At 68.8% G+C, this 10,606-nt stretch carries 11 protein-coding genes; all 11 read left to right on the top strand.

Going from position 1 to position 10,606, the window contains the following annotated elements:
* The first annotated feature begins 37 nt into the window (after window positions 1-37).
* Entirely contained in the window at window positions 38-1,936 is a 1,899-nt protein-coding gene (locus RTX79_RS14465; RefSeq protein WP_312684497.1) for a S8 family peptidase, read from the top strand.
* Window positions 1,937-2,074: 138 nt separating this feature from the next.
* Window positions 2,075-3,799: a type II secretion system ATPase GspE gene (gene gspE, locus RTX79_RS14460; RefSeq protein WP_312684496.1), complete on the top strand. Its 1,725-nt coding sequence runs from the start codon at window positions 2,075-2,077 to the stop codon at window positions 3,797-3,799.
* Between the two features lie 2 nt (window positions 3,800-3,801).
* Entirely contained in the window at window positions 3,802-5,022 is a 1,221-nt protein-coding gene (xpsF, locus tag RTX79_RS14455) for a type II secretion system protein XpsF (protein ID WP_312684495.1), read from the top strand.
* A gap of 33 nt (window positions 5,023-5,055) precedes the next feature.
* Window positions 5,056-5,490, top strand: a complete 435-nt coding sequence (gspG, locus tag RTX79_RS14450) for a type II secretion system major pseudopilin GspG (RefSeq protein WP_312684493.1) — start codon at window positions 5,056-5,058, stop codon at window positions 5,488-5,490.
* A 19-nt stretch (window positions 5,491-5,509) separates the two neighbouring features.
* Window positions 5,510-6,004 (top strand): type II secretion system protein XpsH, encoded by a 495-nt coding sequence (gene xpsH, locus RTX79_RS14445; RefSeq protein WP_312684492.1) that lies wholly within the window; start codon window positions 5,510-5,512, stop codon window positions 6,002-6,004.
* Window positions 6,001-6,453, top strand: coding sequence for a type II secretion system protein XpsI (gene xpsI, locus RTX79_RS14440; protein WP_312684491.1), 453 nt, complete (start codon window positions 6,001-6,003; stop codon window positions 6,451-6,453). Before xpsH ends, xpsI begins: the two co-directional genes overlap by 4 nt.
* A complete protein-coding gene (locus tag RTX79_RS14435) occupies window positions 6,450-7,082 on the top strand; it encodes a prepilin-type N-terminal cleavage/methylation domain-containing protein (RefSeq protein ID WP_312684490.1) in 633 nt (210 codons plus the stop codon). The genes xpsI and RTX79_RS14435 overlap by 4 nt, the downstream gene beginning before the upstream one ends.
* Window positions 7,079-7,957, top strand: coding sequence for a general secretion pathway protein GspK (locus RTX79_RS14430; RefSeq protein WP_309688214.1), 879 nt, complete (start codon window positions 7,079-7,081; stop codon window positions 7,955-7,957). Before RTX79_RS14435 ends, RTX79_RS14430 begins: the two co-directional genes overlap by 4 nt.
* The gene (locus tag RTX79_RS14425; RefSeq protein WP_312684488.1) at window positions 7,954-9,108 is read left to right on the top strand and encodes a PilN domain-containing protein; all 1,155 of its coding nucleotides are present in this window, start codon (window positions 7,954-7,956) and stop codon (window positions 9,106-9,108) included. The genes RTX79_RS14430 and RTX79_RS14425 overlap by 4 nt, the downstream gene beginning before the upstream one ends.
* Window positions 9,083-9,835, top strand: a complete 753-nt coding sequence (gspM, locus tag RTX79_RS14420; protein WP_312684486.1) for a type II secretion system protein GspM — start codon at window positions 9,083-9,085, stop codon at window positions 9,833-9,835. Before RTX79_RS14425 ends, gspM begins: the two co-directional genes overlap by 26 nt.
* A complete protein-coding gene (locus tag RTX79_RS14415) occupies window positions 9,825-10,604 on the top strand; it encodes a hypothetical protein (protein WP_312684485.1) in 780 nt (259 codons plus the stop codon). The genes gspM and RTX79_RS14415 overlap by 11 nt, the downstream gene beginning before the upstream one ends.
* Window positions 10,605-10,606: the final 2 nt, after the last annotated feature.

Raw genomic sequence — 10,606 nt, 5'->3', positions numbered from 1 at the left:
GTTTGGTTCCACCATCGACCCAGAAGAGGATTTCGACGTGATCAACAAGCACAACCTTCGCATCAACGTACTCGCCGCCGCCGTGTTGTCGCTGACGACGGGTGCGGGCATGGCCCAGGCCGCCGACCTGAAGGTCAGCGCCCCCCAGCAGGTCCCCGCCACGCAGCAGCAGGCGACCAACGGCATCATCGTCAAGTACAAGGCCGGCACCAGCGCGGTGAGCACCAGCGCTGCCAAGGTGGCGGTCGTCAATGGTGCGCTGTCGCGTGCCACGTTGTCCGGCAACCGTTCGACCGCCAGCGCCCGCGCTGCCGCGTTCAGCCCGCAGGTCGTGCGCAGGCTTGGCGTGGGTGCCGACCTGATCCGCCTGAAGACCCGCCTGGGCAGCGCCGACCTGGACAAGGTGCTGGCTGAACTGCGCGCCGACCCGGCCGTGCAGTACGCCGTGCCGGATGCACGCATGTATGCCATCGACGCCGGCACCCCGGCGCGCGCCCGTGCCGTCGTGCAGGCCGATGCAACGCCCGCCCTGGTGCCGAACGATCCGTACTACGCGCAGTACCAGTGGCATCTGAACAGCGCCACTGGTGGCATCAATGCACCGGCGGCGTGGGATGTGGCTGCCGGCGAAGGCGTGGTGGTAGCAGTGCTGGACACCGGCATCCTGCCGCAGCACCCGGACTTCGCCAGCGGTGCACTGCTGCCGGGCTACGATTTCATCAGTGACGCCGAAACCTCGCGCCGCCCGACCGATGAGCGCGTCCCCGGTGCGCTGGACATGGGTGACTGGGTCGAGAACGACAACGAATGCTACGACGGCTCGCTGGCCGACGACAGCTCGTGGCACGGCACGCACGTCGCCGGCACGATTGCCGAAGCAACCAACAACGCGCTCGGCATGGCCGGCGTGGCGCACAAGGCCAGCGTGCTGCCGGTGCGCGTGCTGGGCAAGTGCGGTGGCTACCTGTCCGACATCGCCGACGCGATCACCTGGGCATCGGGTGGCACGGTGGCCGGGGTTCCGGCCAACACCACGCCTGCCGACATCATCAACATGAGCCTGGGTGGCGGCTCGGCCTGTGACCCGCTGTACCAGGAAGCGATCAACGGTGCGGTGTCGCGCGGCACCCTCGTGGTGGTGGCAGCCGGCAACTCGGCCTCCAATGCAGCCAACTTCCGTCCGGCCAGCTGCAGCAACGTGATCGCGGTGGGCGCAAGCCGCATCACCGGCGGCATCGCCTCCTATTCCAACTTCGGTACGGTCGTGGACCTGTCCGGACCGGGCGGCGGTGGCGGTGTCGATGGCAATCCGGGTGGCTACGTGTGGCAGGCCGGCTACAACGGCACCACCACCCCGACCTCCGGTGCGTACAGCTACATGGGCATGGCCGGCACCTCGATGGCATCGCCGCATGTCGCCGGCGTGGCCGCCCTGGTCCAGGGCGCGCTGGCCGATGCCGACCGCGATCCGTTGACCCCGGCGGAAATGGAGACGCTGCTGAAGAAGACCGCCCGCGCGTTCCCGGTCACCATCCCGGCCGGCACGCCGATCGGCACCGGCATCGTCGACGCCAAGGCCGCGCTGGATGAAGCCCTGAAGGAGCCGTGCACCGAAAACTGCGCGCCGCCCGCCACGCCGCTGACCAACAAGGTCGCCGTGGCCGGCATCGCCGGTGCCAGTGGCAGCGAGAAGCTTTACAGCTTCGTGGCGGCGGCCGGCAAGCCGGTCAGCTTCGTCACCTACGGCGGCACCGGCAATGTGTCGCTGCACGTGGGCGCGGACACCGGTACTTCGACCGTGGTGTACACCGCCAAGTCGACCCGTGCAGGCAATGCCGAAACCGTGCGCATCACCGCGCCGGTAGCAGGTACGTACTACGTGAAGCTGGCCGGTGACGCGGCGTTCTCCGGTGTCTCGCTGCTCGCCACGCAGTAAGTCATCGTCTTGACGTGGAAGGCCCGCCAGCACGCCTGGCGGGCCTTTTTATTTGACGCAATCGAGATTTTCCCGTGCTGAACGGCTGTGACTGACGGCGAACTGCTAAAGTCTGGACGATTGCAGGCGAGGCATTTCGTGAACGCAGTAGCCGACCAGGTCAACGTGGACACCATCGAAACGTCGCTGATCGACGCGCTGCTGCTGCGCGGGCGGTTGAAGGATGCCGATCTGGTCCGCGCCCGCACCCTGCACGCCGAATCCGGCGGCAGCCTGCTGTCGCTGCTGGTGCGGCTGGGGCTGGTGTCCGAACGCGACCAGGCACAGGTCAGTGCCGAGGTGCTCGGGGTGCCGTTGCTGGACGCGCGACAGATGCCGGAAACACCGCCGCCGTCGCTGGTCGACGCCTTGCCGGTCACCCTGCGCTTCCTCAAACAGTTCCATGTCTGTCCGGTTTCGCTGGATGAACAGGGCCTGCTGCTGTGGCAGGCCGACGTGCATGATCCCTATCCCTGCCAGGCGATCAGCCTGGCCATGGGCGTGGCGGTACATCCGCGGGTTGGCCAGCGTGCGGAGATCGACGACCAGATCGAACGCTGGTTCGGCCAGGGCCGCAGTGCCATGGGGGCGATCGTGGAAACCGCCGATGGCGAAGGCGCCGCGGTGGATGACATCGAGCACCTGCGTGATCTTGCCTCCGAAGCGCCGGTGATCCGGCTGGTCAACCTGGTCATCCAACGTGCAGTGGAACTGCGCGCCTCTGACATCCACGTGGAGCCCTTCGAAACGCGCCTGAAGGTGCGCTACCGCGTCGACGGCGTGCTGATCGACGGGGAGAGCCCGCCGTCCAACCTCACGGCCGCGGTGATCAGCCGCATCAAGATCATGGCGCGGCTGAACATCGCAGAACGTCGCCTGCCGCAGGACGGACGCATCATGCTGCGCGTGCAGGGCAAGGAGCTGGACCTGCGCGTCAGCACCGTGCCCACCGCGCATGGCGAAAGCGTGGTGATGCGCCTGCTGGACCGCGAAACGGTGGTGTTCGATTTCCAGCGCCTCGGCTTCACCGACGAATTCCTGCCGGCCTTCCGCAAGGTGCTGGAACAACCGCACGGCATCCTGCTGGTCACCGGCCCCACCGGTTCGGGCAAGACCACCACGCTGTACACCGCGCTGAGCCAGCTCAACACCGCCGACGTCAAGATCATCACCGTCGAAGATCCGGTCGAGTACCAGATCGAAGGCATCAACCAGATCCAGGCCAAGCCGCAGATCGGGCTGGATTTCGCCAATGCGCTGCGCAGCATCGTGCGCCAGGATCCGGACATCATCATGATCGGCGAAATGCGCGACCTGGAAACCGCGCGCATCGCGATCCAGTCCGCCCTGACCGGCCACCTGGTGCTGTCCACGCTGCACACCAACAACGCCGCCGGTGGCATCACCCGCCTGCTCGACATGGGCGTGGAGGACTACCTGCTCACCTCCACCATCAACGGGATCCTGGCCCAGCGCCTGGTGCGCCGGCTGGAGCCCACGCACGCCGAACGCTATCCCGCTTCGCCGGAAGAGATCGAACGCTTCGACCTGCGCCGGCTGCAGCCGGAAGGCACCATCCACCTGTACCGTCCGCGGCCATCGGCGTTGGCGCCCACCGGTTACCTGGGGCGCACCACGATCGTGGAATTGCTGGTCATGAACGATGAACTGCGGCGCGCGGTGATGCGCCGCGACGGCATGGGCGAGATCGAACGCATCGCCCGCAGTGGCGGCATGCGCACCATGTACGAAGACGGCCTGCTGAAGGCACTGGCCGGGCAGACCACGCTGGAAGAAGTCCTGCGCACCACCGAGGAAAGCTGAGCATGCCGGTGTTCCGTTACAAGGCACTGGATGCGCAGGGCGAAGTGGTGGACGGCCAGATGGAAGCGGCCAGCCAGGCCGAACTGGTGGTCCGCCTGCAGGAGCAGGGCCACCTGCCGATGGAAACCCGGCTGGCCAGCGAAGGCGGGCTGGAGGCGGGGCGCCTGCGTGGCCTGTTCAAGCAGCGCCCGTTCCAGGGCGCCGCGCTGCTGCAGTTCACCCAGCAGCTGTCCACCCTGCTCGGTGCCGGCCAGCCGCTGGACCGGGCCCTGACCATCCTGCTGAGCCTGCCGGAAGACGAACGCTCGCGTCGCGTGGTCAGCGAAATCCGCGATACCGTGCGCGGCGGCGCATCGCTGTCCAGCGCGCTGGAACGCCAGCACGGACTGTTCTCGCGCCTGTACATCAACATGGTGCGCGCCGGTGAAGCCGGCGGCAGCCTGCACGACACGCTGCGGCGCCTGGCCGACTACCTGGAGCGCAGCCGCGCGCTGCAGGGCAGGGTGGTCAATGCACTGATCTACCCGGCGATCCTGCTGGTGGTGGTGGGTGGGGCGCTGTTGTTCCTGCTTGGCTACGTGGTGCCGCAGTTCGCGCAGATGTACGAAAGCCTGGATGTCACGCTGCCGTGGTTCACCCAGCTGGTGCTGCAGCTGGGCCTGCTGGTGCGCGATGGCTGGATCTTCTTCATCGTGGTGCCGGCGCTGCTCGCCTGGCTGGGCGAACGCAAGGCGCGGCAGCCCGCGTTCCGGCTGGCGCTGGACGGCTGGCTGCTGCAGCGCAAGGGAATCGGTGGCCTGCTCGGCAAGCTGGAAACCGCGCGGCTGGCCCGTACCCTCGGCACCCTGCTGCGCAATGGCGTGCCGCTGCTGGCCGCGCTGGGCATCGCGCGCAACGTGCTGGGCAACCGCGCGCTGGCCGCCGACATCGACCTGGCTGCCGATGAAGTCAAGAACGGCAACGGCCTTTCGGCCGCGCTGGCGCGTGGCAAGCGCTTCCCCCGCCTGGCGCTGCAGATGATCCAGGTCGGCGAGGAATCCGGTGCACTGGATACCATGCTGCTGAAGACCGCCGACACCTTCGAGCAGGAAACCGCACGCAGCATCGACCGCATGTTGTCGGCGATGGTGCCGGCGATCACCCTGGTGCTGGCATCGGTGGTGGGGCTGGTGATCATCGCCGTGCTGGTACCGATGTACGACCTGACCAATGCCATTGGCTGACCCTGTTTTCCCCGTGGAAAGGAACCCCTGACGATGCGACACCGTCCCCTGAAAGCTTTCACCTCCGCTCGCCGGCAGTCGGGCATGAGCCTGCTGGAAATCATCATCGTCATCGTGCTGATCGGCGGGGTGCTCACCCTGGTGGCCAGCCGCGTGCTGGGTGGCGCCGACCGCGGCAAGGCCAACCTGGCCAAGGCCAAGGTGGAGACCATCGCCAGCAAGATCGAAAACTACCGCCTGGATACCAACCGCCTGCCGGGCAAGCTGGATGAACTGGTGACCGCTCCCAGTGGCGTCAATGGATGGATGGGACCGTATGCCAAGGCGTCGGACCTGGACGATCCGTGGGGCCGGCCGCTGGAATACCGCGCCCCGGGCGAAAGCCAGGATTACGACCTGATCAGCCTGGGCAAGGACGGCAAGCCGGGTGGCAGCAGTTTCGATGCGGACATCCGCTACGAGCAGTGATGCAGCAACAGGGCCGTCCATGTCCGGGCTGAACCGCCAGCGCAGGTCGCCGCGGCGCACGCGGCAGCTGCGCGTGGGCGGGATGTCACTGTTGGAGATGCTGCTGGTCATCGCGCTGATCGCGCTGGTCGGGCTGGTCACCGGTGGCATGTTCGCGCGTGGCATGGCCGGAGCGCAGCTGCGCAACGCCGGCAAGGAACTGGCCAGCCAGCTGCGCCTTGTGCGGGCCGAAGCGGTCGCGCGGGGATCGGTGCAGCGCTTTGTCATCGAACCGCGTGCGCGCCGCTGGGAAGGCGCGGGCGGACGCAGTGGCACGTTGCCCGAGTCATTGCAGGTCAGCTTCGAAGGGGCCGCGCAGCTGCAGCAGGGAGCGGGACGTGGCGCCATTGAATTCCATCCCGATGGCGGCTCCAGTGGCGGTCGCATCGTGATCCAGCGCGGGGATGCCCGATGGCGCATCGATGTGGGCTGGCTGACCGGCGAAGTCCGCTCCGGTCCGGATGCAGTGCAATGACGCGGTCCCGGTCGGGACTGCGGGGGCGCCGCCATGCGCGCGGCTTCACCCTGCTCGAGGTGCTGGTGGCATTTGCATTGCTGGCCATCGCACTGACCCTGCTGCTGGGCACCTTGTCCGGTGCCGCGCGGCAGGTGGGGCAGGCCGACGCCCGCACCCGGGCGGTCCTGCACGCACAGTCCCTGCTGGCCAGCATGGGAATCGAATCGCCATTGCAGGAAGGCCGGCAGCAGGGACGCTGGGAGCAGGGGCGTTACCAGTGGCAGCTGCAGGTGCGTCCGTACGTGGAACCGCGTGCGGCGCCGGCGACCGCCGCGGGGTCCGAAGCCGTTGCCGGCCCGCGCCTGGTCGAGCTGGAACTGCAGGTGCGCTGGACCCAGCCGCGCGCCGGTGAGCTGCGCTGGCGCACGCTGCGCCTGCTGCCGCCGACGCTGGAGGCACGCCCATGAAGCCGCGCGCGGCAGGCTTTACCCTGATCGAAGTGCTGCTGGCTACCGCCCTGCTGGCGGCCGGGCTGGCGTTGGCCTTCGTGACCGTGCGTTCGGCGATGACCATCAGCCAGCGCGGCGAGACGATGGCCGCCGACAACGAACGCATGCGGGCCGTGCAGGGGCTGCTGCGGCGGCAGCTGGGCCACGCCCTGCGCAGCCGCATCGAGCCGGCCGACCCGGCGCGCGAGCCGCTGTATTTCATCGGCGAAGCACAGCGCCTGCGCTTCGTTTCCGAGGTTCCGGGGTACCTGGGGCGCGGCGGTTCATACGTGCATGACCTGCAGGTCGTGCGCAGTGGGCAGGGCGTTCGCCTGCAGCTCGGGCTGGTGATGGTGCAGGGAGGCGTGCAGATCCAGGAACGTCCTCCGCGCGCGCCGGAGCTGTTGGCCGATGGCCTGCGCCAGGTGACGCTGCGTTACCGTGGCATGGACGAGACCACCGGCGCGTTGGGCGATTGGATGGACGCCTGGCCCGATACCCGGCGCCCACCAGTGCTGATAGCGGTGCAGGTGCAGCCGCTGCGCGGCCCAGCGTGGCCGGAGCTGCGCGTGGCGATTGAAAACGCCGGCCAGGAGCAGCCGCGATGACCCCGACGCGTTCGCACATGCAGCGGGGCGCGGCGCTGGTGCTGGTGCTGTGGCTGATCGCCTTGCTCACCGCGCTGGTCGGCGCCTTCGCCCTTTCCGCGCGGATCGAACAACTGCAGCAGCGTGTGCAGGACGACACCGCCCGTGCGCAGGAAATCGGCCACGCAGGGGTGGCCTATGCAATGTCGCGGCTGCGCGCCGATCCCGCGCGGCCGCCGTGGCAGCCTGATGGCCGGCTGTACCGCTGGCAGTACGACGGCGCGAAGGTGGATATCCGCATCGAGGACGAAAGCGGCAAGATCAACCTCAACCTGGCCGACCCGGCCCTGCTGGAGGGCTTCCTGCGGGCGCTGGAGGTGCCCCAGGCGCAGGCCACGCAGCTGGCCGGCGCCATCATCGACTGGCGTGATGGCGATGACCTGAGTCCTGCCGGAGGAGGCGCCGAGCTGCCCGACTATGTCGCCGCCGGCCTGCCGTATGGCCCGCGCAACGCGCGTTTCGAAACGTTGGGGGAGCTGCAGCGGGTGCTGGGCATGACTCCTGCGCTGTACCTGCAGATGCGCCCGATGCTGACCCTGCACGGCCGCCAGGCGCGCCCGGACGCGCGTTTCGCCCGCGCGCCGGTGCTGACCGCACTGGGCCTGGATGCGGCGCTGGTACTGGCCCAGCGCGAACAGGAATGGAGCGGTGCCGACGATCCTTCGCGTCCGGCCTCTATTGCCACCGGCAGCGGCACCTATAGTATCGACTGTCGGGTCACGGACGACCGGGGGCGCATCGCCACCAGCCGGGCAGTGGTGCGCAATGCCCGGAACGTGGCGATGGGACGGGCTTACACAGTGCTTGAATGGGAGCAGGGAATGGCGTCGCAATGACAGCATGGCAGCAAGGATTCAGGCAGGTCACCGCGCAGATCGCGCCGCGTGCCGGCCATTTCCTGCGGTGGTGGCGCAGTTCGCTGCTGGCCTGGTTGCCCGAGCGCTGGCAGTGGGCACTGGGCTGGGCGCCTGCCCGCCTGTTGCTGCTGCAGCAGGGTGACCAGCTGCATCTGGAACGCGAAATCGGCAGCCAGCGCCTGCGCGTGGCCAGCCTGGCCTGGCCCTGCCAGGCGACGGCGCTGGCGGCCGCGCTGCCCCCGCGCCTGCAGCGGTTGCCGCGCTACTGGCTGCTGGATGGCGCACAGGTGCTGCGTCGCACGTTGCGCGTTCCCACTGCCGCAGCGGGTCGCCTGCTGGACGTGATGGGCTTCGAGATCGATCGGCAGACGCCCTTCACCGCCGACCAGGTGACCCATGACGTACGCCTGCTCGGCGATGCCGGCACCGGCCAGCTGGACGTTGAACTGGTGGTGCTGCCGCGGGTGCGCCTGGAGCAGTGGCAGCAGGCCGTGGGCAGCTGGGCCGATGCGGTCAGCGGCATCGACGTGATCGATCCCGCCGGCAACCCGCTGCAGGTGAATCTGCTACCGCCATTGCTGCGCCGGCACATGCGCAATCCCCAGCTGCGTCTGGAACTGCTGATGGCGGTCGCAGCGGCGGTGATGCTGCTGCTGGCGGGCAGCCAGCTGCTGAACAACCGCGAACAGGCGGCCGACACGCTGCGTGCGGACGTGGAGCGCAGTGCGCGCAACGCGCGTGGCGTTGCCGATGAACGCGCACGGCTGCAGGCGCTGGTGGATGGGGCGCGCTTCCTGGACGGTGAGCGCGCGAAGCGACCGACGATGCTGGCGGTGTGGACTGAACTGAGCGGAAGGCTGCCTGACGGCAGCTTCCTGGAGAAGATCGGCGTGGAAAACCAGCAGCTCCAGTTGATCGGCCTGAGCCGCGAGGCCAACCAGCTGGTGCCGCTGCTGCAGGCATCACCGTTGTGGCAACGGGTGAACCTGACCGGCGTGCTGCAGGCTGATGGAACGGCAGGCGGACGTGACCGCTTCACCTTGACTGCCGAGCTGCGTGCTGCCGCTCCTGCCGCTGCTGCCATGACGAAAGAGGGAGCGGCCGATGCCGATGCAGCCGACACCCCGTGACCGCTGGCTGGCGCTGGCCCTGCTGCTGGCCGTGCTGGCGCTGGTGTACCTGGTGCTGGTGCACCCCTTCTTTACCGTGCCGTGGCGTGCGATCGACCAGGACATCAGCGCACTGCAGCAGCGCCAGCACCGCGTGCAGGTCCAGATCGACCAGCGACCGGAAGTGAGCGCACGCCTGCAGCAGGTGCAGCAGGCGCTGCGTGAGCGGCCCGGATTCCTGCCCGAAGCCACGGCCGAAGCGGCGGCCGCCGCGTTGTCTTCACGCGTGCAGGACGTCGTGCTGTCTGCCAGCCCGGGCAACCGCGGCTGCGTGGTCAGCAACCGCACGCCCATGCCGGACAACCGCAGCGAGGCCAGCTATACCCGGGTCGCCCTGCAGGTGCGGCTGCGCTGTGGCGTGGACGAAACCGCCAGCGTGCTGCATGCCCTGGAAACTGGAAACCCGCGGTTGTTCGTGGAAAACCTCAACATGCTCGCGCAGCGCTTCCAGCAGTCCACCGATGAAGCCGGCACCGGCCTGGATGTATCGTTCGAGTTGATCGGCTATCTGCAGCCCGGAAGCGTCGATCCCGGTGCGGCAGCCGCCGCAGGCGCGGCCACCGCCGACGGCGATGGCGAAACCGCCATGGCAGAGAGCGCCCCGGTGGCGGATCCGGCCCCGGCCACCGGGCAGGACGACGCCACCCGCGTCCCGCCTGCCGATGCGGAGCTGATCGATGCAGAGTGAGCGCTTCAGCCTGCGGGGCGCGATCCTGCTCGGGCTTGCCCTGCTGGCCGCCGCCGCATGGCTGGCGACGGTGCTCGGTGCAGGCACCCACATCCGTGGCGAGGACAACAGCGAGGTGGCCGCGCCGCGCCTGCCGACGCTTCCCGATGCCGTGGCCGATCCGATGCTGGCGCCGTCCAGCTTCGCCGCCATCACCGAACGCCCGGTGTTCGCCGAAGACCGCCGTCCGCACCCGTTCCGCCTGGGGGGGCAACCCCAGGCCACGCCGGGCGGGGCATTGCGCCTGACCGGCGTACTGCTCAGCGGCAGCTTCGGCATGGCCACCTTGTCCGGTGACAACAACCGTTCGCTGCGCCTGCGCCTGAATGGCGAAGCGCTGGAAGGCTGGCAGCTGCTGGCACTGGAGCCGCGCCGCGCCACCGTGCTCGGGCCTGACGGTGCGCAGGTGCTGGAACTGGCGGTATTCGATGGCCAGGGCGGACAACCCCCCACCCAGCTGCGCGATCCGGGTGCCGCCGGTCCGATCCGGCCGCTCGCCGCCGCACCGTCGGTGCCCGCCGCCAGCGCGCGCGCAGGCCAGGCCACGCCGGCAGCCCTCCCTGCCGGCGCTACACCCGCGCCGGCCACCCAGGAAGGGCCGGCCAACCAGGGCCCGAGCGAAGAGCAGATGCGTGCCATCCGCGAACGCATCCGTGCCCGTCGCGAACAGCTGCAGCAGCAACAGCAACGCCAGTCGACGCCGCCCCCCGGCGGCGCTGCCAACCCTTAGAG

This window comes from Stenotrophomonas chelatiphaga, from assembly GCF_032054965.1.
Lineage (GTDB): Bacteria > Pseudomonadota > Gammaproteobacteria > Xanthomonadales > Xanthomonadaceae > Stenotrophomonas > Stenotrophomonas chelatiphaga.
This window is presented reverse-complemented; position numbering and strand designations above follow the sequence as displayed.

What these genes read in the sequence shown, in the direction of transcription:
- xpsF (WP_312684495.1), top strand. Translation starts at nt 3,802, where the DNA reads ATGCCGGTGTTCCGTTACAAGGCACTGGATGCGCAGGGCGAAGTGGTG.
- gspG (WP_312684493.1), top strand. Translation starts at nt 5,056, where the DNA reads ATGCGACACCGTCCCCTGAAAGCTTTCACCTCCGCTCGCCGGCAGTCG.
- xpsH (WP_312684492.1), top strand. Translation starts at nt 5,510, where the DNA reads ATGTCCGGGCTGAACCGCCAGCGCAGGTCGCCGCGGCGCACGCGGCAG.
- xpsI (WP_312684491.1), top strand. Translation starts at nt 6,001, where the DNA reads ATGACGCGGTCCCGGTCGGGACTGCGGGGGCGCCGCCATGCGCGCGGC.
- RTX79_RS14435 (WP_312684490.1), top strand. Translation starts at nt 6,450, where the DNA reads ATGAAGCCGCGCGCGGCAGGCTTTACCCTGATCGAAGTGCTGCTGGCT.
- RTX79_RS14430 (WP_309688214.1), top strand. Translation starts at nt 7,079, where the DNA reads ATGACCCCGACGCGTTCGCACATGCAGCGGGGCGCGGCGCTGGTGCTG.
- RTX79_RS14425 (WP_312684488.1), top strand. Translation starts at nt 7,954, where the DNA reads ATGACAGCATGGCAGCAAGGATTCAGGCAGGTCACCGCGCAGATCGCG.
- gspM (WP_312684486.1), top strand. Translation starts at nt 9,083, where the DNA reads ATGCCGATGCAGCCGACACCCCGTGACCGCTGGCTGGCGCTGGCCCTG.
- RTX79_RS14415 (WP_312684485.1), top strand. Translation starts at nt 9,825, where the DNA reads ATGCAGAGTGAGCGCTTCAGCCTGCGGGGCGCGATCCTGCTCGGGCTT.